The sequence below is a fragment of the Dyadobacter fermentans DSM 18053 genome (genome assembly GCF_000023125.1).
GTDB classification, from domain to species: domain Bacteria; phylum Bacteroidota; class Bacteroidia; order Cytophagales; family Spirosomataceae; genus Dyadobacter; species Dyadobacter fermentans.
Map to the genome: position 1 here is coordinate 646602 of NC_013037.1, position 23689 is coordinate 670290.

Sequence of the window (23689 nt, forward strand, 5' to 3'; positions counted from 1 at the left end):
TCACTTCAAATGAAATTTTTCCCTCAGGTACTTCGCACATTTGAAGCGCTTCACGGTCGCCGAGGCCTCTGTCATGCCGAGATCGGCGGCGATTTCGCGCAGCGGGCGCTCGTCTACATAAAACCATTTCAGCATCTTCCGGCAGTCTTCGGCAAGCAGATGAAAAGCCCGGTCCAGCTTCCTGAAATTCCAGCTGCGCTCATCTTCGTCGAAATCTTGCAGGAGCGGTTCCGGCAGGTCGGCTTCGAATGCAATGCCGTCATCGTCCAGGCCGGAGATCCTGAACGAACTGCTGCGGCCTTCATCGTCACCGTCGTCGCTGGCAAATTGCCTTTCCAGCCGTATTTCCCCGCGCCGCGACCATTGCTCGAAGCTTTTCTTCCATTGATTGATGTAAATGCGGTAGAAATAGGTGGTAATGCGGGTATTCTCCTGAAAAACGAAGGAGCCGTCGCGGATTTTTACGACAAAAATTGCGAGACATTCCTGCAAAAGATCTTCCGCCTGCTGCTGGTCGCCGCCCCGGTTGAGCACATAGGGAATGCATTGCTGGTGAGTTTGCTGGTACAAACACGCGTATGCCTCGTGCTTTTCTTGAAGCAGGTCTTCGTAAAACAACCGGTCAGAATCGCGGTAGCGTTTGCAGGACTCTTGGAATGTCATTCGCCTCGATATTTCTACAAAAAAACAAAAAAGAGCTGGTTCGGGAAGCCGGTACCCAAACATATTGAAAAAAGTAACAAAGCAGTGATAATGTTTTGATGATTATGCGGATAAACCTCAGACCCAAAAAATCGGAAACGCCCGGGTCCCGGTAGCGGGGCCTGAGCCGAAGGGTTTTTAGGGTTGTGGGTTATTACAAAATTGAAGAGCGCCCGACGGTTTCGACGGGCCTCTTTTTTTAGAATGCTTTCCGACGCGGCTGTGTCGTGATCGGGATCATTGCTTTCGCTACCTGCCCGTTTTCCGCGCTGCCCGTTGTGAGGTCCACCACATTTTGAAGATCGTCCAGGATGAATGTAAAGCCGTTTTGCGACTGCGTCTTACCGATCGGCCTGAACTTCCCTTCCGTGGCATAGGCCAGCAGCATTTCGAAGCCGAACGGCGCGGCGCATTCAAAATGCTCGGGAATGCTGACCCATTTTCCAACCGCCTCGGGCGCGATCGCGAAATCGTCATTTCTGAGCCGCACAAGGTTTTTAGCCGCATCCTGGTAAATCATCCGCACGGTGCACGGCCTGTTGGCACGCACTTTCACCGTCATGGTGTCGCCCTCGCGGTAGGATTGCGGTCCGAAACCTTTGTTGGTCACCACTTCGAGCACCAGTGCGTCGGGGCTGCCCTTTTCTTGCCTTGCAGCGGTAATGGCCTGTACCCGCAAGGCTTCCCGGATGAGCGGTTCTGCGGGCGCTATGTCCGTATCGGAAATGTTTGATAACAGCATTTGGGCTTCAATGGCCGGGCTTGCGGGGCTGTCGCGGTGGCCGAAGAGCTGTATTCCGATGGTCAGCAAATCGCCCGATTTCCGGTAACTGCCTCGTAGTTTCAATAACGGTCCTGCGCTGCCGGGGGCGAAGTCTGTCTCCATGTCGCTCCGCAGCTTCGCGAGCGACGATTTGAGCATGCCGGTCAGTTGCCTGGAAAAATCGTTGGAAATACCGAGGCCGTCAAAGGTAATTTCTTCTACGGCCATTTTCCTGGTTGCATTCCGGTCGATCGAACGGTTAATTTTGCGTGCAAGTTCATCGATCGTTTCCGGCATTGTAAGGTATGCGAGCGGATGGCGCTGGCTGGTAAGCGGAGTCGTATTGTCACTTTTTTCGCGCCAATCCGTGTCCCAGAACGCGATACCGGCATGCGCGACCTGTTTGCCATTCATTTGCATTAAAACGCCCGCGCGGAAGGGCACATTTTCCAGTTGCAGTCGCTGCCGGTCGTCATAGCTACCGAAAAGTGACTTTTTCCCGTAAAACAGCACGAGATAACCTCCCGTCACCGTCCTGAACTCTGCTTCTTCCCATTCGAAAAGGCACGCCAGTCCGCTTTTTCGGTAGCGTGTGAACGCCATGCGCTGGTATTCGTCGAAACTGATGGTTTTGGAAATGCTGCTGCCGGGCACCAGGTCGTTTTCAAAGCGCGCGTCGCGCCGCACGCTGGCACGCATGCGCCGCGCGGCTTCGTTTCGTTCCGCGGCATCGGTTACGTAAGGGTTTGCAAGCAGGCTGAATGCCGATTCGAAGTCCTTCAAAACCTGCCGGGCGTGCTCCGTTGCTTTGGTCCGCTCGCCAATGCCGGGCTGCTGCGCATAGGAAGTATGCAGAAAGAGAAGCAATGTCAATGCGAGCAGCAGCCGTTTCATAGCTTGAATGTGAGGCTATTACTTGCTTTTGTTGAGGATTACCTCACGGGTGAGCAGGCTGTTTTCCATCGGCACCTGCTGCCGGTTAGTGAGCTCCATCACGCGGATGCGCACGGTGCGGAAAATGTCTTCGAGGCGCAGGCCCGGAACGTCGAGCGCTTTCAGCAGTTCGGCGGTGTAGGGGCTGTTGGTGCCATCGCCATCGAGGGCGGTGAAGCCGGGTTTGGTCGAGAAGGTGATGAGTGAGCCGGGAGGCGCGCTCATGCTGGCCAGACCTCTGGCGCCGGAGCCGCGCGTCCAGCTGCGGCTGAGCGGGTTATCGCGGCAGGCGTCGAGGATCATGATATTGGTACGCTGCGAATGCTCGTCCGCGGCCGACATCTGGTCCAGCACATCGTCTGCCGACACGGCCAGTACCTTCAATTCCATCTCCGAGCGGGGATTAATGTCCACCGGCACGAGGTAATTTCTACCACCCACCTGAATGCCGTGACCCGCGTAGTAAAACAGCGCCACTTCCAGGTCCTGGTCCTGAATGCTGCTTCCGAATGCTGCCACAGCGGCACGCAGGTCGCCCTGCCGGGCATCAATCCGCTCAATCACCTCAAATCCGAGCCCGGTGAGTTTGCGGGTGATTGCTTTGGCGTCGTTCTCAGGATTTTGCAGCTGTGAACCTGCCTGGTAGGACGAGTTGCCCACCACGAGAGCAATGCGCTTCGGATTTTTGCTGTAAACGATCGTCAGCGTATCCGAGCTGCTGTTTCCCGACGCATTACCGGCCAGTATCCTCACATTGTTCTTCCCCTCACGCAGCGTGATCTGCTGGGAAATGTAAACGCCGCCAAGGCAGCCTTCGGCCTGGGCAGGCACCGTTCTGAACGACCGTGTAGCCGCAGCCGGCGCGCCGTTCACCTCGATTGTGATATTGCTTGCTTCGTTCAATATGCAGGCGCTGATGCCGGCCTGGGGCTTGTCGCTGAATGAAATGTTGGTCAGCCATTTGATATCCGGCTTGCTGCCCGCGTCGAATGCATTGAAAAGGTCCCGCGTGCCGTTGGCATAAACAATGCCGGCCAGCTCTTTTACAGGAATGGACAAAAGATCCTTTTCAGTTTCGGAATTGTATTTCACAATGTCGGGATAAACTTCCTTCACCGTCGCTACTTTCTTTTCCCGGGTTCTCAGATAAAGCGTGTCGGATGGTGCATTGCTTTCGGCAGCGACCTCCTGGTGCGGGGAGAAAGCCAGGCATAGGGCCGCGAAAATTGTAAAAAGCTTAATCATGCCGTTTGAACTGATGTGAATGGGTATTAAAATGAAAGCGCGATCCGGATGCCCGCCGTTTTGCGCCCCGACTGGTAAAATGGCCTTACCGACAATGTCTTCCGCTTTTGGGCCAGCTCCTCGCGCGCCTTTCTCGCGATTTTTACGTTCCGGATACCGAGCCAGTCAAGTGCCAGCCCGCCAACCACGGCCGCCGCCCCGAAATAAATGCCCGGAGAAGCGAATTTGGCAAAACTTTCCTGCTTTTGAAGGTCGCCCGCGGGCGGGGCTTTTTCGTAATTGGCGCGGTACCAGGCGGTGTAGGCGTCGTTCGTGGCTTGTATTTCGCGCTTGTAGTTGCCATAATCGCCGTTCAGTTTGATCAGCGTCACTGCCCCGGCTATCATGGCTGCCGTGCCGGCGGTCAGGAAAATGGTCCCGCGCTTTTTGTACTGTGCGGCCTTTTGTTCGAGGAGTTTTATATCGATTACCGCGGCTTCGGTAGCGGTTGCAGTTGATACTGCTGGTGCCGGGATGTTGTCGTTAGATGCTGCTGTTGTTGGTGCGCCTGCCGTCTCCCGTGCCATTTTAAGCGGCTCGCCTTTTTGTTCGGTGGTGTTCTGGTATTCGATTTTAAGAACGTCGGAGCGGAAAATGAAGTAATCGGGGCCGTTCGGGTTGTCGGATCTTTTGTAGCGGACATATTTTGCATCCGTGCCTAGCACTTTGGCGTCAATTTGTTTGCCGTCTCTGACGATGATCTTATCCTGCGCGCTCGCTGCGGTTGAAACGATCATGCAAAGAAGTACTATCCAAACGGGCCTTGGGAGTCGTTTTCCGGGGGAATGCATGCTGCAAAAACCAATTGTTTTGCCTTTTCTGTGACTGGTAGAGAAAGACTTGTCCAAAACGACAGCGATTGTTGGGTTATAACTGGATTTAAAAATAAGAAAATGCCGTCAATTTATTGGTGTATGATCTTAACTAGTACCGGAACAACGCTGCCTTTCGGAGCGCCTTTCACTTCGTAGGAAATTTTTCCGGGCGCGTAGGAAATGGCTTTTGGAGAGATAAATTCTTCTCCCAATGCGGAAAAGGCTTTTTGCACGATGGTACCGTCGGCATTTTTAATTCTTGCGGCCAGTTCTTCGAGGTTCAGCTCGTTTTGAGAAATAAATACAATGAAATAATCTTCGCCCGTCATGTCGTCGAGCGTGAAGGAACTATGCGGGGAAGGCATCAGCATCTGGCTGTTGGCGGGGACCACGGCGCTTGTGATCATTTCTTCCGAATTGTCGGGAAACAGCGCCGAAACCCGGTTCTCCTTGTCGGACCCGAGAATGTAAACATACGATTGCCGGCTGTTGCTGATCACCATCTTGAATCGCGTGCCCGAAGCATGGGGCTGGCTCATGGTGTAGGTAAGCATTTCGGTTTTTGGTTGTCCCATGGTTACCTGGGCACCTTTCGAAACGGTCGAATGGACGGCCATAGCGCCGCTTCCGGTGAGAAAATCAATGTCTCCCTGCATTGCTATCGTCTGCGGTTGCGGCCTGGCGGGCGGTTCGGTGTAGATCTGGTAGGCGTTCTTGATGAAGCGGGCCAGGTCGCCGTATTTAGCCCAAATGTAACCGCCGCTTCCCCACGCCGTGCCCCAGCTGTTGGCGATCAGGAACGAGCCTTCGTTCACATGATCGTCGTAGCCGATGATGGCCAGCGAATGGCCTCCGATGGCATTGGCGGCCGATTCGCCCGGTGCCGGCTGCCAGTTTTCGCCGGTAGCGTCTATGAAGGATGGCGGTACGAGCATGCCGGTGAGCACGGCACTTTTGCTTTCCACCAGCGCTGATTTGATGGCATGAATGCGCTGCGCCGCGGTAAAGCTGCTGTCGCCCGGACTGAAAAGTGTGGCGTAATCGGCGATTTTGTAGTTGGTAGCCTTGTCGTCGCATTGGTCGTAACGGACCGTGCAATTCCCCGGCGCGCAGCTCAGGAACGCCGATCCTTTCGTTTTCATCACTTCCAGCGCGTCTTCAAGGTAAACGCCATCCGCACAGCCGTTATCCTGTCCCGAACGGATCTGCCCGTAGAGCCAGCCGGGCGAGAATGCCGTAGCGGTGATCCTGGCCGGCTGACCTGTGAGTCCCTGTTTGCCAGCTTCCATGACCGTGCGCATGTAGTATGCCGCCGACCAGCCCACACACGTCCCGTCCATGCCCTGGTCGCCGATTTCCGGCATCAGGCTTCGCAGGCTGAATGAGGCCGGTAATACGCCTTTGAATACAATATTGGGTGACTTGCGCGGGAGGCGCAGGTACCGCGCGTCGTCCATTTTCAGGCCCATGCCGCGTTTTTGCGCCAGCGATTCCGACGCCGGAAGCAGCAAGGCCAGCACATACACGACGGCAAATAGGAAAGAGGGCTTCATTCGGGTAATATCAATGGAAGTTGAAATGCTCAAAAAAATCCGGGCATAGTGGCTTGCTACCGGAAACCTGCAATCGGCACGGTGTCATCGACGGTAATCGTTTTCAGCCCGGCCTTTGTCGCGGCGTCATAGGAGGTAATTTCCACCTTGTCGAATTTGACATACAGGAGATTTTTGAAATAAATCTTGACCGGGACACCGAATGTGGTGCCGTCCCTGCGCGCCACCTGCACCTGAGGCGATCGCCGTTTGCCGTTTTGCATATAATCCTTTCCGAACAGGCTCACGGCCATTTCCACGGCCTGCTCGCGTTCCGCGGCGGGAAGCTTTTTGTCGGCGATGATGGAAATGTAGCGTTGCAGGTCCACCACTTGCACCCGGGCCCGCGTGTTTGCGACGCTACTCCCGGACGCTCCAATCCGCTCGGGGAAGTTGCCGATCCATTGCGAATGATGCCTGACAGAATCTGGGAAGTTTTTCAGGCTTTCCTGCAACCGGTTTTCGGCATCGGCCAGCAGCTTTTCCCAGGAAGCTTGCTTGTCTTTGCTGCCGGCATAGGCGAGCGCCTGCATCCAGTGGTTGCTGTAAAAACTGCCTTCCCGGGGATGTGCAGTCGCTTTTTCACCCTTTTTGGCACTGCTGATGAGCAGGTCGCCATTGGCTTGCACAAAAAGCTGGCGGAGCATTTCGGTGTCCTTTGTAACCGTAATGCCCCGTGTGGCGGGCGGCGTTGGGCCTGTCACGAGGTTATTGCAGCAATCGCCGAATGTGAGGCAGAATCGCGGATTTTTGTCCCGTAAGAGGCCGTGGATGATTTCGAGTTCAAGATTTTCGTCTTTCAGGTAAAGCACCGGGAAGCGGCTGCTGTCGGCGTCGTTGCTGATCCCGTGGCCGGTGTAGTAGAAAAAAATGATGTCCTCCGGCTTGCATTCGATGTTTGAAATAGCCGCCTGAATGCCAGCTTTCCCAAACTTTTCCTGATCGCAGACGATCTCCCGGTAATTGTATTCGATTTTTTTGGAAATGCTCCGCAATGTGCCCGACATTTCTTCCAGGTCTTTTTGACAACCCGAGCCGATCGCGGGATCGCGGGTGTCGGCCACGAGTACGGCGTAAAACGACTGGCCGGGGCATAGCGGGCCTGTCAGAAGTAATGCTGCCGTCAGCCAGCATGCGCCGGCACGGCGTGTGAAGTGGTTAATGATCTTGGTTAAGCCTTGCATATGCTTTCTCACGAATGTTCAGCTTTGCCATGCGCTTTGTGTCCGATTCACCCCCGGCTGAACAATTAAATAGCGATATACTGAAAATAAATGAATCGCCGCGACTATTTTTTTGCTAGCCTTTCTCCGGCCCCGAACTTGCCCAGATCATTTCCGGGTGATCCACCGGTTTTTCTCCCCTGTACATTCTCGTAAAGCGCCGCTGTTCTTCCAGTCCGTGTGCTTTTGCCCATCGCAATGCAGGTTTGTTGGGCACAGGAATGTCCATAAACACCGGCATTCCGCTGAAATGTGCGAGCAGGGCGTCACAAAGCTGCCTGCCGGCTTCGGGCGTAGAGGCTACGGCGGGGCCGAGCTGTATGGCATTGCGTCCCTTGCGAGAGCCCGCGTAGGCGAGTTCGTCGTCGAATATGGAGTGGAAAAATGCGTTGTTTTCTGCCAATGCATGCAAAAATGCGCCTCGCTGGCCTCCGGTGACGCGGGAATCCAGGTCGAGGATCGGCTGGTCGCGGGTGTCGTGCGTCCAGCGGGTGGCGTCGGCCTCGGCGGTGGGTTTGGCAATGCCTTTCAGGCGCACCACTTCGTATTCCGCCGCGAAGCCAAGTTTTTCGTAAAGCGGCTTCCCAAGATCGGTCGCGTCCAGCCGCTGGGTTGCCACTCCGAGGTGATCCAGGTGCGACATGGCATGTTCCATGAGCGATTTCCCGACCCCCTGGCCCCGGGCGGCTGTATCCACCAGCATCATCGCGATCCACGCCACACTGCCGAAGACGCACGTCGTGACCGTTCCCGCCGGGTTGCCATTATGCTCGGCGAGAAAACAGCCTCCGGGATGCAAGGCAAGTGCCCGCTGCCAGTCGGTTTCCAGCTGGTTCCAGCCCGCCTGTTGCACGAGGTGCATTCCAAACGGAATATCGGTGGTTTGCATAGGTCTGATGCTGGTCATATGGTCAGAATAGGGTTGCGTATATAACAAATAGTTAGAAATTGATGACCATAATGCGCTTTTCTTGGCAGGCATTTTAAATAATTGATAATTAAATAATTATGTTAAAATGCCAGGATATTTAATTAAAATCTAATCCATAATATCGGTATCGGCAAGTTCTGAATGCAAATCTTTGTGTCGCCGCTGGCTCTTCTTTTGACGCAAACCTGATCCGAACATGTATGAAGATGAAGAAAACGGTACTGATTATCGAAGACGACCTGCGTATCGCGCAGAACATTTACAGGGTTTTACAATCGGAAAACTTTAATGCCGACATCGCCCGGGACGGCCTGACGGGCAAAAAGATGGCGCTAGACGGTCGGTATGACCTCGTTTTACTGGATATTAACCTGCCCGGAATGAATGGTTTCGACGTCTGCCGGCATATCGGTGAGTTCAAACCGCTGCTGCCGGTGATCATGCTAACAGCCTACGGCGAAATCGAGGATAAGGTTGAAGGGCTGGGGAACGGTGCCACGGACTACATCGTGAAGCCGTTCGATTCCAGGGAGTTAGTTGCGCGGATACACGCTGCATTGCGGCTTTCGGATGCCGGTCGGCTGGATGCGGGCAACCGCGTGCTGGGCATTGCCGACCTGCAACTGAATGTGGATACCAAGGTGGTAACGCGCGCCGGAAAGTTTATCGGGCTGACGGCCAAGGAGTTTGCCCTGCTCGAATATTTTCTCCTGAACCCCGGAACGGTCATTTCAAAAATGGACCTTGTGAAGAATATCTGGCATTTGAATTTCGACCCGGGCACCAATTTCGTGGAGGTGTATATCAATTACCTGCGCAAGAAAATCGATAAGGGTTTTGATGTAAAACTGATCCAGACGAGGCCCGGGCTCGGGTACATCCTCATGGAAAATTAAGGTGTGCTAGCTTCAAAAACTGCATTGAACGGCTGCAAACCGCGATTTTAATATTTTCCTAATTTACTTTTAATGTTTTTCTAAATGCCGGAATGGTGGCGGTAAGGCCCCGTTTCTCAATCTTTGCAGCGTCAAAAACAAGAGTTATGCGATTTTACCTGATCGGGCTACTGGTCTGTGCGAGCGTATTCGTGCAGGCACAGGACACCCTCAAAGTGACCGTCCGGCAGGCGGACAGTCTCTTTTTGAAAAACAACCTGACCCTGCTCGCCGAACGTTACCAGATCGACATCGCGAAGGCCGCCGAAATCCAGGACAAACTTTGGGATAATCCCAACCTGAGCATCGAACTGAGTGCCTACAACCCCTCGCGCGGATGGCTGGATGTGGGCAGGGGAGGCCAGAAGTTCATAAGCCTGCAACAGGTGATCACCCGCGCCGGCAAGCGCACGAAGCAAGTGGCGCTGGATGTGGAGACGACCCGGAAAACGGAGCTGGAATTTTTCGACCTGGCCCGCACGCTGAAATTCGATCTCCGGCAACTGTTTTTCGAAACCCATTTCCTGGGGCAGACCTTGCAACTGCTGGATAATCAGATCGCTACGCTGGCGACCACCGTCGAGGCGTTTGATCGGGAATATGGCCGGAACAATGTGTCGCTCAAAGAAGTGGTGCGTTTGAAAGCCCTGCTGTTCCAGCTTCGCAACAACCGGGCGGATATTCTGTTTGAAATAACTGAAAACCAGCGTGATTTACGGATTTACTTCAACAGCGAAGCCTACGTGGTGCCGGTGGTCGACAGCCTGGAAATGGCCCGGTACCGGCTGGAAAAGCAAACGCCCGGCGACCTCCGCGAGCTCGCATTGCTGCGCCGGACGGACCTGAAAGTGGCCGAGTCGGCCGTGAAGCAGGCGGAATTGAATTACAACCTGCAAAAGGCGCTGGCCAAACCGAATATCGAAGTGGGGGCCGTGTACGATCAGGCGAGCAACTATCAGTTCCATTATTTCGGGCTTTCTGCATCGATGAACCTGCCGTTCTTCAATCGGAACCAGGGTAACATCCGCGCGGCGAAAAGCGGTATCAGCTATTTCAAAACGCGGGAAACCGCCAAACGAAACAGCATCGCCAACGAGGTAAATGCCGCCTGGAACAAGGTAACCATTGCGGAAAATGCATTCAGGAGCGTGGAGACAAGGTTTTCCGATCAGTTTTCGCAGCTCAATCGCGGCATGTACGACAATTTTCAAAAAAGAAATATAACCCTCCTCGAATTCATTGATTTCATCGAAACCTACAACGAAAGCATCCGGGAGTTCAACCGGTTGCAGGCCGACCGGATTAAGGTCTACGAAGAGCTGAACTTTGTAGTCGGGGAAGAATTATTCGGCCTTTAAACCATAACACAATGCAAAAATTAGTGATTGCGATGGTGGGCGGCATCGTCGCTCTCTCGGCGGCGTCGTGCCGGAAGCAAGCCAGCCAGCAGGAAGAATCGAAGGCATTCATGCTGTCGGATTCGATGATGCGGCAAATCGTGCTGGACACGGTGCGCACGGAAACAGTGCGGAACGAGCTCACCCTCGTGGGGAAGGTCGTGCCGGATGAAAACCGGGTGATCCGGGTGTTTCCGCTCGTGGGCGGGAATGTGGAGGACGTGAAGGTGGAGCTGGGCGACCATGTGCGCAAAGGGCAGGAACTGGCCACGATCCGCTCCGGCGAGGTGGCCGACCTCGAACGGCAGATGATCGAGGCGCAGTCGGATCTGCTGATCGCGCAGAAGAACCTGTCGTCCACGGAAGACCTTTTCGAAAGCAAGCTCGTTCCCGAGCGCGACATGATCACGGCGCGGCAAATGGTGGACAAGGCCCAGGCGGAGCTCGATCGCGTGAAGGCGATTTCATCGATTTACGGCGTTTCAAAGTCGGCCAGCTATGTCGTGCGGGCGCCGATCGACGGCTTTATTGTGGACAAAAACGTGAACCGCGGCACGCAGCTGCGCTCCGACAATGCTGAAAGCCTTTTCACCGTGGGGCAAATCTCCGACGTGTGGGTGATGGCGAACGTGAATGAAAGCGATATTCCCAAAATCCGCCTCGGTATGTCCGCGGACATCAAGACGATCAGCTTCCCCGACGAAGTCTTCAAAGGCAAAGTGGATAAAATCTACAACGTGCTCGACCCCGAAACGCGGGCGATGAAAATCCGCATTCAGCTTTCGAACGCGAGTTTCAGGCTGAAACCCGAAATGCATGCCACGGTAAGCCTCAACTTCGAGGAAAACACACGCATGCAGTCAATCCCGTCGAAGGCGGTGATTTTCGATCGCAGCAAAAACTGGGTGCTGGTGTTCACAAGCCAAAGCAACATCGAAGCCCGCCCGGTGGACGTTTTCCGCAACCTCTCCAAACGCGCCTACATCAGCGAAGGCCTTGCAGATGGCGAGATGGTGGTGTCTCATAATCAATTGCTTATCTATAATGCGCTTAATCAATGAGTGAATGAGTCAATGAGTGAATGAGTGAATGGGCTTGCGCGTGAATTAGCCAGTCATTCACACATTCACACATTCACACATTCACTCATTCACACATTCACTCATTCAAAAATCGTCTCATGAACAAATTCATTCGGGGAATCGTTGGGTTTTCGCTTCGGAACCGGTTCTTCATATTTTTTCTGACGGGGTTGCTGGTGGTCGCGGGGGTTGCGAGCTACCGGGCTACGCCGCTGGAAGCATTTCCGGACATTACCAACACGCAGATCATCATCGTTTCGCAATGGAATGGGCGCAGTGCCGAGGAAATCGAGCGGTTTGTGACGCAGCCTGTCGAGATTGCCATGAATTCCGTGCAGAAGAAAGCCAATGTGCGGAGCGTGACGATGTTCGGGTTGTCGGTGATTAAGATTATTTTCGACGACGGGGTGGAGGACTTTTTTGCACGGCAACAGGTTAATAACCAGCTGCGTACGGTTTCCCTTCCCGAAGGCGTAGACCCGGAAGTGCAGCCGCCTTACGGACCTACCGGGGAAATTTTCAGGTATACCCTCGAAAGCAAGGACCGCGACAGCCGCGAGCTGCTGACACTGCAAAATTGGGTAATCGACAGGCAATTACGGAGCGTGCCGGGTGTGGCGGATGTGGTGGCATTCGGCGGCCGCGAGAAGATTTACGAGGTGCAGGTTGACCCTACCGCACTGGCCAAATACAATATTACGCCGCTGGACGTGTACGAGGCGGTTACCAAGAGCAATATCAACGTCGGCGGTGATGTGATCGAGAAAAACGGCCAGGCGTACGTGGTGCGGGGCATCGGGCTCCTCGAATCGGCGCAGGACATCGAGAACATTATCGTTGAATACGTGAAGGACTATCCCGTGCTGGTGAAGCACGTGGCGGATGTGCGCGAGTCGGATTTGCCGAGGGTGGGGCAAGTGGGGCTGGATGGCCGCGACGACGTGGTCGAGGGCATTGTTGTGCAGCGGAAAGGCGAAAACCCGAGCGAAGTGCTGGCCGCTATCAAGGAGAAAATCAGCGAGCTGAATACAAAAATACTGCCGCCGGATGTGAAAATGGTGACGTTCTACGATCGCGACAATCTCATCGAATTCTGTGCCGAAACGGTGAAGCATAACTTGTTGGAAGGTATTGTGTTTGTGACGGTTATCGTGTTCCTGTTCATGGCCGATTGGCGGACGACGGTGATCGTGTCGATCATCATTCCGCTCGCGTTGCTGTTTGCATTCATGTGTTTGTATCTCAAAGGGATGTCGGCCAACCTGCTATCGATGGGGGCGATAGACTTCGGGATCATCATTGATGGAGCCGTGGTGATGGTGGAAGGTGTGTTCGTGGCGCTGGACCACCTCGCGCACAAGCGGGGAATGGAGCGTTTCAACCGCTTATCGAAGCTGGGATTGATCAAAAAGACGGGCGGAGAGCTTGGGAAAGCCATTTTCTTTTCAAAACTCATCATTATCACGGCATTGATCCCCATTTTCAGTTTCCAGAAAGTGGAGGGTAAAATGTTCAGTCCGCTGGCTTACACGCTGGGTTTTGCGCTGCTGGGGGCATTGTTTTACACGCTTACGCTCGTGCCGGTGCTGTGTTCGTTTTTGCTGAACAAGAACGTGCGCGAAAAGAACAATCCGGTCGTCAATTTCTTCGATAAAACCGTTTCGCGGGGCTTTGAATGGTGTTATGCGCATAAAAAGCTAAGCATGATCGCCGCCACGGCTTTTTTGGGCGTGTCGCTGTTTTCGGCGACGCTGCTTGGCACCGAGTTTTTGCCGCAGCTGAACGAAGGGGCGTTATGGGTGACGGCCGAGCTGCCGATGAGCATGTCGCTGCCCGAGAGCGTGAAAATGTCGCAAAAGATCCGCCACGACCTGAAAACATTTCCCGAAGTGAAGCAAGTGCTTTCCCAGGTAGGCCGCTCCAATGACGGCACCGACCCTAACGGCTTCTATTTCTGTCAGTTCCAGGTTGATCTGGTGCCGCAGAAGGAATGGAAGCGGGAGATCAACCAGGAGCAACTTACCGACGAGATGAACGCGCTGCTCAGCCAGTACCCGGGCGTTTTGTACAACTATTCGCAGCCGATCGTCGATAATGTGGCCGAGGCCGTGGCGGGTTACAAGGCGAGCAATGGTATCAAAATATTCGGTAGCGATTTGGAGGAGCTGGAAAAATACGCCAATGTGGCCATGGACGCCGTGCGGAATGTGGACGGTATCAAAGACCTCGGCCTGATCCGCAACATCGGCCAGCCGGAAATCAGCGTCATCCTCCACGACCACAAAATGGCGCAATACGGCGTGAGCACGGCAGATGCGCAGGCGGTGATCGAAATGGCGATAGGAGGGAAAACGGCCTCCATTCTGTACGAAGGCGAGCGGAAGTTCGATATCCGGCTGCGCTACAGGCAGGAATCGCGCCGTGACGAGCAGAGCATCCAGCAACTGATGGTGCCGACGCTCACGGGCGCCAAAATTCCTTTGAAGGAAATCGCGACGATCCGCAAAATCACCGGTCCCGCCTTCGTTTACAGGGATAATAACAAGCGATTTATCGGTGTTAAATTTTCTGTCCGCGGAAGAGATCTCGGCGGAACGATCGCCGAAGCGCAGCAGCGCGTGAAAGAAAAGATGAACGACCTGCCCAAAGGTTACTCCGTGGAATGGGTAGGGGAATTCGAAAACCAGGTCCGCGCTACCGACCGGCTCGCGCAAGTGGTGCCCGTGAGCCTGATCGGGATTTTTATCCTGCTGTTTATCATGTTCAGCAATGCCAAAGATGCCGGCCTGGTGCTTGCCAATGTGCCTTTCGCGCTGGTGGGGGGCATTCTCGCGCTGCACGTTACGCATATGAACTTCGGGATTTCGGCGGGTGTGGGTTTCATCGCGCTGTTTGGGTTATGTGTGCAGAATGGGGTGATATTGGTGTCGGTATTCAACAAAAACCTGGCGGCGCGGATGCCGCTGGAAGAGGCGGTGCGGCAAGGTGTGAAATCGCGGATCAGGCCGGTGGTCATGACTGCCCTGATGGCGGCGATCGGGTTGCTGCCGGCGGCAATGTCGACGGGCATCGGGTCCGAAACGCAAAAACCGCTCGCCATCGTGGTGATCGGCGGGCTGATCACGGCCACCGTGCTGACGCTGCTCGTGTTCCCGATTATTTACACATTCTTTAACCGGAAAAAGCAGTTGGGAAAACAACGCATTGCCGGTTGAGAACTGGTAATGCATAATTTGGCATTACCAAAAATAGCACAGGTTATCGTGCTCATTTTCAGGGGTGCATGCGGATAATAGCACAACTTTTGCAGCGCTTTTCCAACCAAACCCATGCGGTTTTGCATCACTAAGCTGATTTAAAACCAAATAAACAGCTCATGAAAAAGTTAGTGTTAATGCTCGGACTCCCGTTCCTGTTTCTTTCGTGCACCGACGACGATAATCCCGGAGTGGTGATGCCGCCCAAGTTGGAATTGAACGACCAGTTCGACAGCGACAAGAAAGGATGGACAGCCGGTTTTGCCGACTATCCCGTGAAAATGGAATCGGACTGGAAGCTCGAAGAAGGAATCGCAAGTTTGCCGGCTCCGCTCGACACGAAGAAAAAGGGTTTCCGCATTTCGGGTAACAACCACAGCGACGACCTGTTTATGTATTTCAAAAAGAAAATGACAGGGCTGAAACCGAACCAGGAATATACGGCTGCATTCACGCTGGAATTTGCGTCCGACGCGCCTTCGGAAGGCTGGGCGGGCGCTGGCGGCGCGCCGAATGCGGTTAGCGTGGGCATTGGTGCAGTAGGTGTAGAGCCCAAAACGACCGTCGATAGCCAGGAACATTACCGCATGAACATCGACAAAATCCAGCAGAAAAGTGATGGCAAGGACATGAAGGTGATTGGCGACATTGGCAACGGAACCGACAAATTCGGCTACAAACTGCTCACCAAAACAGGCGAATTCAAAGGCAAAACCGACGCTAGCGGCAACCTGTGGCTGATTTTCGGAACCGACTCCGGCTTTGAGGCAACCACGACATTGTATTACACGTCCGTAAAAGTGAAACTTACCGAAGCAGCAGCGAAATAAAGCACTTTTAAGCTAAACCAAACAGGAGGCGGTACCCGGTATCGCCTCCTGTTTGGTTATAAAAACAACTCTTTCAAAAGATGGCGTCGTTGCTTGCTTACCACTGCCTGGAAATTCCCCTCCATCATCAAATAACCGCCGTCTTCCTTTTTAAATGAAACAATCCTGTTTTTATTGATCAGGTACGATTGATGCGTCCGCAGAAAGCCGTAGGGTTCGAGAATGACTTCATATTCGGAAATGGGCTTGCTGACGGTTATTTTCCTGCTTCCGGTTAAATGGAAGGTGGTATAACTGTTGTCGGATTTGCAAAAAATGATGTCGTCGATCAGCACGTAATGGATTTCGCTGGCTTCGGCGAGTGCAATCTTCTTCTGTTTCTGCATGGGAAGGCTTTCAAACGACTGCACCAGCATGGCAATCTGCGCACTCTGGTCGCGCTCCTTTTTCCGATCGGTGGCTTTTCCCACAGCCTCGGCCAGTTCCCGGTGATCGAGCGGTTTGAGCAGGTAATCGGTAGCCGAAAACTTGATCGCCTGAATGCCATACAGATCATAGGCGGTCGTGAAAATAATGCTGCCCTGGTAGCCATTGAGCCGTTTCAGCAAATCGAAACCCGTTTCGTTCTGCAAACGGATGTCCAGGAACAGAATATCGGTTTGCCGGCGTGCCAGAAATTCGTGCGCCTCGTGCACATTATGCGCGTACCCGGCTACCTCTACCTGCGGGCAATGCGCCTCCAATGCGAGCCGGAGATTATGCACGGCCTGGATCTCGTCATCGACGATGAAGCAGCGGATCGGGTTCAGGACAGCCATTTTGATAGTCTGATTTCAGTTACGGTGCCCGTTCCGTAGGCGGTTCGGGTTTGCAGGGTGATTTGCATGGAAGGCAGCTTTTCGTTGAGCAGCGCGATCCTTTTGCTTGTCAGGGAAAGTCCGTGCCCGGGCGTTTTTACCGACGCATCAAAGCCGATCCCATTGTCGGCGACGGTCAGAATGAGGTCGGCAGCCTCGCAGCGAATGGTAATCGTAAGGCTCGGGTTCCGGACCGCGTCGGCCAGGCCGTGCCGGATGCTGTTTTCAATAATCGGCTGTAAAAGCAAAGGCGGAAAGTCGATGGAAGCGAGATCGTGGTTGCATTCTTTGCGTAATGTGTAGGAAAAAGCCTTCCGTTTCTGTTCCAGCGCAATGTATTTCTCCTCGATCGCGATTTCCTCGGCCAGCGACACCAGCTCTTTCCGGCCGCTATCCATGATCGTCCGCATAAAAGTGGCCACTTCGGTAATGTACTGATTGGCCGCCTCCGGGTCGTTTTGCCGGATCAGCGATTGCACGGCATTCAGCGAGTTGAACAGGAAATGCGGGTTCAGCTGGCCGCTTAGCAGCTGCAATTGGTTTTCGACCTCGCTCTTTTTGCGATTGAGCCGCGCCAGCTGCATTTGGTGGCGCTGTTTTTGAAGGAAAATTGCCAGAAACGCCAGTCCTATCACGCCAAGGATGATCAACGCCGCGTCCACCCAGACGGGGATGCCGTGGCAGATGCTTTACGTCCACCGTCACCTCGTGAATGCTTTCCGGCTGGTGCCTGTACCGCAGGAAAATCTTCACCTTACTGCCCGGCTCGGGCTTATCGAGGTAAATGTAAGTATTGCCATTGGTGAATTTCAGGTCTTTCCGGCCACCGAGCGGTTTCCAGTTTTCGGGCTTATCCAATGCATATTCAATGCCGCTGTTGCGCGGGATGCGACCGAAAAAGTAGTATTGGTCATCATTCGCAAACCTGAGAAACGCGGAATGGCCTCCTTCGATCTCAAAATGACTGGCCTGCGGGCCCTGCTCCGTGCGCACCTTATTGATTTGCGTATTCAGGATCTCTTCAAAACTCTGATCGGCCGGAAACTCGACGAAATTGAAATAATCGGGCACGCTGCGCACGCGGATGATCGAAAAGCGGTAAACCTCTTGCATCGTCGTTTTATCCCTGATTTCGACGGTCAGCGAATCGTTGAGGCGCAAATCGAATTTTCCCGCGTGGTAATTTTCGGCTGGCGTGGTTTGGATGGCTTTCGAGTGGTCGTTTACAGCTTCCAGCGTGGCGTGACCGATGTAGAACTCGGGATCGGCTTTGAGCGTGCCCATGTCCGTCCAGTCGTTTTTCACCTGCCCGTTCACAGCCGTCCTGAATTCCAGTTTTTTGAAATCCCAATAGATCTCCGAACGGCCTTGTCTGGGTTTGTAAACCGACGTGTAAGGATAGAAATCCAGCGAAAACTGCCCCATCGCTACAAAAAAACGGGAAAGCTTTTCAGTTGTAAAGCTCTGGGTCAGGGTTGAATCCTTGTAAAGGAACTGGTTGTGGTGGTTGGGAGTGAGGAAGGAGATTTGTCCCGTATGAGAGCCGATGCTGCCGGCCATGGTTACAAGACAGGACTCGCACACCACGCCATCCCGGATCTCCTTGACGACGAGCACGTCGTTTTCACTGTGCTGCCCGCTGGCATTGGCAGGGAGGATGGCCAGCAAAACAAAAAGCGCAAATCTTTTCATGGTTCAATCAGGTCTGGTTCAGCCGCAAATACGCCACCACGCCCCACAGCTGCCCGACCAAACCTGAATATGGCACTTTTCAGTTTGAATTTGGAAAATTGTTAGGCAAAACTGGCGGTAAAGTCTAAATTTGTAACCATGAGATTCGCACCGACACTCTGATATTTCTTCCCGTGCAGCCCTTGCACATCATCCCCGGCTCCGGGGATCAGGATTTTATTTCCCAATTTTTTTAATCCAATACCATTGAAATCCTATGGAAGGAATACTGAATGCCCAGCAAACAGATCAATTCATCGAGCACGGTTTTGTGCGCATCGATCAGGCCTTTACCGCCGAAACAGCGGCACAGGCACGTCATATATTATGGAACGACCTCGGCCTCAGCCCGAACGACCCGGCAACCTGGACGAAACCGGTCGTCCGGCTGGGAATGTACGCGCAGGAGCCATTCGTCGCTTCTGCAAACACGCCCATTTTACACGCCGCGTTCGATCAGCTGGTAGGAGCGGGCAAATGGCTTCCCTGCCGCAGCATGGGCACTTTCCCCGTCCGGTTCCCGTCGGACGAAGATCCCGGCGACACCGGCTGGCACGTCGACGCCAGTTTCCCGGGTGACGACCCATCCAACTACTGGGAATATCGGGTTAATGTCCATTCCAAGGGCCGCGGCCTGCTGATGCTCTTCCTGTACTCGGATGTGGGCGAGCACGACGCCCCCACACGCATCCGCATCGGCTCGCACAAGGACGTAGCGCGGGTATTGGCGCCCGAAGGCGACCGCGGACTAGCATTCATGGAACTGGCCGAAAAGCTGGCCGGCATGCCCGAAAGAGAAGTCGCCCTGGCCACGGGAAAAGCGGGTACGGTATATCTCTGCCACCCGTTCCTTGCCCACGCCGCCCAGCCCCATCACGGCACCGAGCCCAAATTCATGGCCCAGCCGCCGCTATTGCTACGCGGTGACTTGTCCGTTAATGGCCCTTCGTGTGTTGAACGGGCTATCCGGCTAGCGTTGGCGTAGCGGGAAAGGGAGAATGAGAGGAAAGGGGAAACGGGAAAAAAAGAAGCATCGGATCCAGGGGAATAACGGCCCGATGGGAGATTTAAAAAGCCACGGAGCGGGAACCTGTTTATCGCAACCGGTTGCCCGATTCAACGCTGGCCCCGTCGGGGCCTCCTTCGATGCAATCAGGCGGCTCCGACGGAGCCAAAACGTGGGTCGTGACTGGTTGCTATAAACAGGATGGCCCGCTGGGCGAGGTTTTCGTCATCCTTTCTTCCCATCCTCCATTTCTTTCATTCTCCCTTTTTCCCTTCCTTTCATTCTCCCTTTTACCTTCCTTTCATTCTCCCTTCTCTATTCCTTCATCTTCCCTTTTCTCCATTCCTCCATCTCGCTTTTTTGCCTTCCTTAATCCTCCCTTTTTCCCTCCCTCAATCTCCTACCATTCCGCTGCGCTGCCGTCGTCGTGGGACCATAGCGGGTTTTTCCAGTTATGGCCGATGGCTGCCATTTTTCGTACCTGTTCTTCATCCACCTCGATGCCCAGGCCGGGACCGGATGGGATGTTGACGAAGCCGTCGTGGTAGTCGAATACCGTTCGGTCAGTGAGGTAGTCCATCAGGTCGCTGCCCTGGTTGTAGTGGATGCCCAGGCTTTGTTCCTGGATAAATGCGTTGTGGGAGGTGGCGTCTACCTGCAAGCATGCTGCCAATGCGATGGGGCCCAGCGGGCAATGCGGTGCTGCGGCCACGTCGAATGCCTCGGCCATGGACAGGATTTTTTTGCATTCGGTAATGCCCCCGGCGTGGGAGAGGTCGGGCTGGATAATGTCGACGTAGCCGTCCATGAGCAGGTTTTTGAAATCCCAGCGGCTGAACATCCGCTCGCCTGTGGCAATGGGGATGGAAGTATGCGCGGCGATTTCACGCAATGCCTCGTTGTTTTCAGCCAGCACGGGCTCCTCGATAAACATCGGGCGGAACGGTTCCAGCTCTTTCGCCAGCACCTTGGCCATGGGCTTATGCAGCCTGCCGTGGAAATCCACGCCGATTTCGATTTTGTAGCCTAATGCCTCGCGGATCGACGCAACCCGTTTGATAGCCAGATCGATCTTTTCGAAAGAATCAATGTACTGCATTTCATTGGTCGCATTCATTTTAATGGCCTTGAAACCGCGGTCGAAGCATTCGGTCGCAGCACCGGCAACTTCGTCGGGCCGGTCGCCGCCGATCCAGGAGTATACCTTGATTTTATCCCGGCATTTGCCGCCAAGCAGCTGGTAAACAGGCGCATTGAAGAATTTGCCTTTAATATCCCACAATGCCTGGTCGATGCCCGCGATGGCGCTCATCAGGATCGGGCCGCCGCGGTAGAAGCCGCCCCGGTACATGGTGTTCCAATGTCCTTCAATGTCCAGCGGGTCTTTGCCGATCAGCGCTTCCATGAGCTCATGCACGGCGGCGGCCACGGTGGCGGCCTTACCCTCAATCACCGGCTCGCCCCAGCCGACAATGCCTTCGTCCGTTTCAATTTTCAAAAACAACCATCTGGGCGGCACCTGGAACAGCTCGTAACTTCTGATTTTCATTCTATTTTTCTTTTACATTATATAACCCTTCTAATTGGCTATAAATGTAAGGGAGGCATTGGTATATTTCGGCAATTTGAGCTGTTGTTTCATGCTTTTAAATGTTTCCATGGGCCCTTCCGCCGCAAATGCATTCACGGCCCAGGCCGGAACGTAGCCTCCGGGGTCGGTGTGCAGCGTGTATTCGATGCGGACTTTGCCTTGCACGGGCGTGAGTACCCAGCGGCCTTTGGAATCTTTTACGCGCACGACATTCTTTTTGACCGGAACAATCCCCGCGACCACCGGACCGTCGATCGTCACCACGCCGGTCAGCGGGTTTTGTTTCGCCACGAGGTGCGCTACAAAATCGCGGTTATCGAGCGGCCAGGGCAGGCTTATTTCAGAATGGTAGTACAAATCATTGGGGGACAACTTCTTGACGAGCGTGCAAGACTTCGTTTTATAGACCCACTGCGTGCCGGCTTCCACATCCATCACCAGCGCCGCCATCTGCGCCAGCGAAGCGTCCACCACGCAATCCACCTTAATGGCCTTGATCTTCGAATCGGGCACGGCGGAGGAGTAAATGCGGATCTGCTCCTCGTCTGCAATGAGTTTCCATTTGTGCTGCGCGATCACCGGCGCCGTAATCAATGCGAAGATGAATAGAAGAGTGAATTTTGGCATTTGTTGGAAAATGTTACATGCCTACGGCATTTGGTATTGAGGTCGTGATGTGAATGCTACCAATACTACGTCCCTAACGGGACTTACGAAATCAAATCCCGCCAGGGATGTAATATTGGTAGCAAGCAGTGAATAACGATATTCGGAAAGTGCCGGAGGCACGTAACTCACCAATCATCCGTTTTCACCATCACATCGAAAATGAAATTCCCTCTAACCCGGCCCGGTCATACTTCTCCTTCACGAAGCGATACAGGTAAGGCGATTTGTTGGCGGCGCCGACGCGTTTTTCTTCGAGCCTTTCGAGGATGTCGTAGCTCATAAGCAGTTTCTGGAAATTGCGGCGGTCGAACGGGCGGTCGAGGATGGTTTCGTACAGGCGCTGGAGTTCCGGCATGGTGAACTTCTCGGGCAGGAGGTTGTAGCCCACCGGCTGGTTGCGGATGCGCTGGCGTAGCGCCTTCAATGCACGTTCGATCATTTCGTTGTGGTCGAAAAGCAGCCTGGGCACCTCGGCGAGGGACCACCAGCGGCATTCGTCGGTAAACCAATCGGGCGTGGGCTGCACCTGGGCAAATTCAACGAGGGCGAAATAGCCGATCGACACCGTGCGGCGGAAGATAATGCCATCGAAAAAGCCTTTTCCAAATGTCGCTTCGAGCTTTTCAAGCAGTTCCTTTTCCGGGTGGTATACGTACCGGTTCACATTTCCGAAGGTGTAAAACTGTTGCAAAAACACATCGCTCAGCCCCGTGCGCTGGCTGAGAATGCGCCCGGCAGCGTCGTCGGCCGACTCGTCGAGCAGGATATGCCCGCCGGGCAGGCTCCATTCTTCGGTGCCTTTCCAGCGCAGCAGCAGCACTTTCAGTTCGCCTTCATGGAAGCCGAACACCGTGCAGTCGAGCGACACCTCTTTCAGCGCATTGTCAAAAAACTCTCTCAATTTATGCTCCATGGGACAAAGGAAGGGCAACAGGAAATAAAATCAATGCGTAAATTTTACACAAAGAAAAATTTCTTTATCATTGTGTCTGCCTTTCGAATGGTAAAATTCAATTTTTTATCGGGATAGTCACCTTCATTTCTGCAATCCTAACTCATTGTTTCATGAACACAACACGCCGTCAATTCCTCGGCCAGCTCGGACTGGCCACTGCCGGGCTCGGTTTCGCACCGCTCGCCGCGCGGCCAGCCGCCAAATTCAGTTTCGACATTTCCCTCGCCGAGTTTTCGTTCGCCTCAGAGCTTTTCAGCGGTAAAATGACCAATATGGATTTTCCGGCGCGGGCGAAGAATGACTATAACATCACCATTCTCGAATACGTTTCCGGCTTTTTTAACAATAAACACAAGGATCAGGTCTATCTCAAAGAGCTGAAACAGCGCTGCGACGACCTGGGTATGAAAAATCACCTCATCATGGTCGACGGCGAAAACCTCACGGCGTTGGATGACGCGGCGCGGACCAAGGCCGTGGAAGCGCATTATCCCTGGGTAGATGCCGCCAAATTCCTGGGCTGCTCGGCCATCCGCGTGAACCTCGGCGACGCGATGGCGATGCTTTCGGGCAAAAAGGAGGAAGGCACGCCCGCACAACTCGCCACGGCCGCTGTGGACGGCTACGGCAGGCTTCTCGAATTTGCAGGCAAGGCAGGCATCAATGTGATCGTGGAAAACCACTTCGGAGTGTCCACCGATCCCGATTGGCTGGTAGGGGTGATGAAGCAACTGAAAGCGCCGAACAAAGGCCTGCTGCCCGATTTTGGCAACTTTTGCGCCGAAAGAAGCAAGCCCGAAACGCTGGATATCAAAGGGTTTATGGCGACCAAATGCGTGAAGGAACACGATAAATACGAAGGCGTGCGGAAAATGATGCCCTACGCGAAAGGGATCAGCGCAAAAACGCACCAGTTCGACGCGAACGGCAACGACCCGGAGACCGATTTTATCAAAATTTTCAAGATCATCAAGGACTCCGGCTGGAACAACGGCATCGTGGGAATCGAGTATGAAGGCGGCCTGATGCGCGAAATGGGCGGCGATACTTCCAAGCCTACCAACGACGAGGGTATCCGCAAGACGAAAGCGCTGTTGGAGAAGGTGTTAAAGGAGTTAGGTTAATGTGCTTTTGAT

Annotated in this window: 20 protein-coding genes; 7 read left to right on the top strand and 13 right to left on the bottom strand. The window is 53.9% G+C overall.

Going from position 1 to position 23689, the window contains the following annotated elements; genetic code table 11:
• The 7 genes from DFER_RS02825 to DFER_RS02855 all read right to left on the bottom strand — a co-directional run bounded on the left by DFER_RS02825 (nt 1) and on the right by DFER_RS02855 (nt 8219).
• Complete coding sequence (locus DFER_RS02825; RefSeq protein WP_015810092.1) at nt 1-663, bottom strand: RNA polymerase sigma factor; 663 nt, start codon at nt 661-663, stop codon at nt 1-3.
• A 238-nt stretch (nt 664-901) separates the two neighbouring features.
• Entirely contained in the window at nt 902-2359 is a 1458-nt protein-coding gene (locus DFER_RS02830) for a DUF4384 domain-containing protein (protein ID WP_015810093.1), read from the bottom strand.
• An 18-nt stretch (nt 2360-2377) separates the two neighbouring features.
• Nucleotides 2378-3643, bottom strand: a complete 1266-nt coding sequence (locus DFER_RS02835) for a caspase family protein (RefSeq protein WP_015810094.1) — start codon at nt 3641-3643, stop codon at nt 2378-2380.
• A gap of 26 nt (nt 3644-3669) precedes the next feature.
• Nucleotides 3670-4419, bottom strand: coding sequence for a hypothetical protein (locus tag DFER_RS02840; protein WP_015810095.1), 750 nt, complete (start codon nt 4417-4419; stop codon nt 3670-3672).
• A 167-nt stretch (nt 4420-4586) separates the two neighbouring features.
• Nucleotides 4587-6050, bottom strand: a complete 1464-nt coding sequence (locus DFER_RS02845; protein WP_015810096.1) for a C1 family peptidase — start codon at nt 6048-6050, stop codon at nt 4587-4589.
• 56 nt (nt 6051-6106) lie between these two features.
• A complete protein-coding gene (locus DFER_RS02850; protein ID WP_229206158.1) occupies nt 6107-7285 on the bottom strand; it encodes a caspase family protein in 1179 nt (392 codons plus the stop codon).
• A 103-nt stretch (nt 7286-7388) separates the two neighbouring features.
• Nucleotides 7389-8219: a GNAT family N-acetyltransferase gene (locus DFER_RS02855; protein ID WP_041734675.1), complete on the bottom strand. Its 831-nt coding sequence runs from the start codon at nt 8217-8219 to the stop codon at nt 7389-7391.
• Nucleotides 8220-8443: 224 nt separating this feature from the next.
• Between DFER_RS02855 and DFER_RS02860 the strand changes: the two genes are divergently transcribed.
• The 5 genes from DFER_RS02860 to DFER_RS02880 all read left to right on the top strand — a co-directional run bounded on the left by DFER_RS02860 (nt 8444) and on the right by DFER_RS02880 (nt 15744).
• Entirely contained in the window at nt 8444-9139 is a 696-nt protein-coding gene (locus tag DFER_RS02860) for a response regulator transcription factor (protein WP_015810099.1), read from the top strand.
• A gap of 146 nt (nt 9140-9285) precedes the next feature.
• The gene (locus DFER_RS02865) at nt 9286-10536 is read left to right on the top strand and encodes a TolC family protein (protein ID WP_015810100.1); all 1251 of its coding nucleotides are present in this window, start codon (nt 9286-9288) and stop codon (nt 10534-10536) included.
• An 11-nt stretch (nt 10537-10547) separates the two neighbouring features.
• A complete protein-coding gene (locus DFER_RS02870; protein ID WP_015810101.1) occupies nt 10548-11636 on the top strand; it encodes an efflux RND transporter periplasmic adaptor subunit in 1089 nt (362 codons plus the stop codon).
• Between the two features lie 119 nt (nt 11637-11755).
• Nucleotides 11756-14872: an efflux RND transporter permease subunit gene (locus DFER_RS02875; protein ID WP_015810102.1), complete on the top strand. Its 3117-nt coding sequence runs from the start codon at nt 11756-11758 to the stop codon at nt 14870-14872.
• 161 nt (nt 14873-15033) lie between these two features.
• A complete protein-coding gene (locus DFER_RS02880) occupies nt 15034-15744 on the top strand; it encodes a hypothetical protein (RefSeq protein WP_015810103.1) in 711 nt (236 codons plus the stop codon).
• 56 nt (nt 15745-15800) lie between these two features.
• Here the strand turns inward: DFER_RS02880 and DFER_RS02885 are convergent, their stop codons facing one another.
• Genes DFER_RS02885 through DFER_RS30420 form a run of 3 tightly spaced genes read right to left on the bottom strand, consistent with a single transcriptional unit; the run spans nt 15801 to nt 18293 of the window.
• Nucleotides 15801-16562, bottom strand: a complete 762-nt coding sequence (locus DFER_RS02885) for a LytR/AlgR family response regulator transcription factor (protein ID WP_015810104.1) — start codon at nt 16560-16562, stop codon at nt 15801-15803.
• A complete protein-coding gene (locus tag DFER_RS29020) occupies nt 16550-17080 on the bottom strand; it encodes a sensor histidine kinase (protein ID WP_229206159.1) in 531 nt (176 codons plus the stop codon). The genes DFER_RS02885 and DFER_RS29020 overlap by 13 nt, the downstream gene beginning before the upstream one ends.
• A complete protein-coding gene (locus tag DFER_RS30420) occupies nt 16992-18293 on the bottom strand; it encodes a hypothetical protein (RefSeq protein ID WP_015810105.1) in 1302 nt (433 codons plus the stop codon). The genes DFER_RS29020 and DFER_RS30420 overlap by 89 nt, the downstream gene beginning before the upstream one ends.
• A 256-nt stretch (nt 18294-18549) precedes the next feature.
• Here DFER_RS30420 and DFER_RS02905 point away from each other — a divergent pair, with 256 nt between their 5' ends.
• Nucleotides 18550-19317 carry a phytanoyl-CoA dioxygenase family protein gene (locus DFER_RS02905; protein WP_015810106.1) on the top strand — a complete coding sequence of 256 codons (768 nt, stop codon included), beginning with the start codon at nt 18550-18552 and terminating at the stop codon, nt 19315-19317.
• Nucleotides 19318-19738: 421 nt separating this feature from the next.
• Here DFER_RS02905 and dgoD read toward each other — a convergent pair whose 3' ends face one another.
• The 3 genes from dgoD to DFER_RS02920 form a co-directional block, all read right to left on the bottom strand.
• Nucleotides 19739-20887: a galactonate dehydratase gene (gene dgoD / locus DFER_RS02910; RefSeq protein WP_015810107.1), complete on the bottom strand. Its 1149-nt coding sequence runs from the start codon at nt 20885-20887 to the stop codon at nt 19739-19741.
• A 30-nt stretch (nt 20888-20917) separates the two neighbouring features.
• A complete protein-coding gene (locus tag DFER_RS02915; RefSeq protein WP_015810108.1) occupies nt 20918-21556 on the bottom strand; it encodes an START domain-containing protein in 639 nt (212 codons plus the stop codon).
• 190 nt (nt 21557-21746) lie between these two features.
• Entirely contained in the window at nt 21747-22511 is a 765-nt protein-coding gene (locus DFER_RS02920) for an NUDIX hydrolase (protein WP_015810109.1), read from the bottom strand.
• A 152-nt stretch (nt 22512-22663) separates the two neighbouring features.
• Here DFER_RS02920 and DFER_RS02925 point away from each other — a divergent pair, with 152 nt between their 5' ends.
• A complete protein-coding gene (locus DFER_RS02925) occupies nt 22664-23677 on the top strand; it encodes a TIM barrel protein (protein WP_015810110.1) in 1014 nt (337 codons plus the stop codon).
• The last annotated feature ends 12 nt before the right edge of the window (nt 23678-23689 follow it).

Coding starts and splice junctions, on each gene's coding strand:
- DFER_RS02825 (WP_015810092.1), bottom strand. CDS start 663: ATGACATTCCAAGAGTCCTGCAAACGCTACCGCGATTCTGACCGGTTG.
- DFER_RS02830 (WP_015810093.1), bottom strand. CDS start 2,359: ATGAAACGGCTGCTGCTCGCATTGACATTGCTTCTCTTTCTGCATACT.
- DFER_RS02835 (WP_015810094.1), bottom strand. CDS start 3,643: ATGATTAAGCTTTTTACAATTTTCGCGGCCCTATGCCTGGCTTTCTCC.
- DFER_RS02840 (WP_015810095.1), bottom strand. CDS start 4,419: ATGATCGTTTCAACCGCAGCGAGCGCGCAGGATAAGATCATCGTCAGA.
- DFER_RS02845 (WP_015810096.1), bottom strand. CDS start 6,050: ATGAAGCCCTCTTTCCTATTTGCCGTCGTGTATGTGCTGGCCTTGCTG.
- DFER_RS02855 (WP_041734675.1), bottom strand. CDS start 8,219: ATGACCAGCATCAGACCTATGCAAACCACCGATATTCCGTTTGGAATG.
- DFER_RS02860 (WP_015810099.1), top strand. CDS start 8,444: ATGAAGATGAAGAAAACGGTACTGATTATCGAAGACGACCTGCGTATC.
- DFER_RS02865 (WP_015810100.1), top strand. CDS start 9,286: ATGCGATTTTACCTGATCGGGCTACTGGTCTGTGCGAGCGTATTCGTG.
- DFER_RS02870 (WP_015810101.1), top strand. CDS start 10,548: ATGCAAAAATTAGTGATTGCGATGGTGGGCGGCATCGTCGCTCTCTCG.
- DFER_RS02875 (WP_015810102.1), top strand. CDS start 11,756: ATGAACAAATTCATTCGGGGAATCGTTGGGTTTTCGCTTCGGAACCGG.
- DFER_RS02880 (WP_015810103.1), top strand. CDS start 15,034: ATGAAAAAGTTAGTGTTAATGCTCGGACTCCCGTTCCTGTTTCTTTCG.
- DFER_RS02885 (WP_015810104.1), bottom strand. CDS start 16,562: ATGGCTGTCCTGAACCCGATCCGCTGCTTCATCGTCGATGACGAGATC.
- DFER_RS30420 (WP_015810105.1), bottom strand. CDS start 18,293: ATGAAAAGATTTGCGCTTTTTGTTTTGCTGGCCATCCTCCCTGCCAAT.
- DFER_RS02905 (WP_015810106.1), top strand. CDS start 18,550: ATGGAAGGAATACTGAATGCCCAGCAAACAGATCAATTCATCGAGCAC.
- dgoD (WP_015810107.1), bottom strand. CDS start 20,887: ATGAAAATCAGAAGTTACGAGCTGTTCCAGGTGCCGCCCAGATGGTTG.
- DFER_RS02915 (WP_015810108.1), bottom strand. CDS start 21,556: ATGCCAAAATTCACTCTTCTATTCATCTTCGCATTGATTACGGCGCCG.
- DFER_RS02920 (WP_015810109.1), bottom strand. CDS start 22,511: ATGGAGCATAAATTGAGAGAGTTTTTTGACAATGCGCTGAAAGAGGTG.
- DFER_RS02925 (WP_015810110.1), top strand. CDS start 22,664: ATGAACACAACACGCCGTCAATTCCTCGGCCAGCTCGGACTGGCCACT.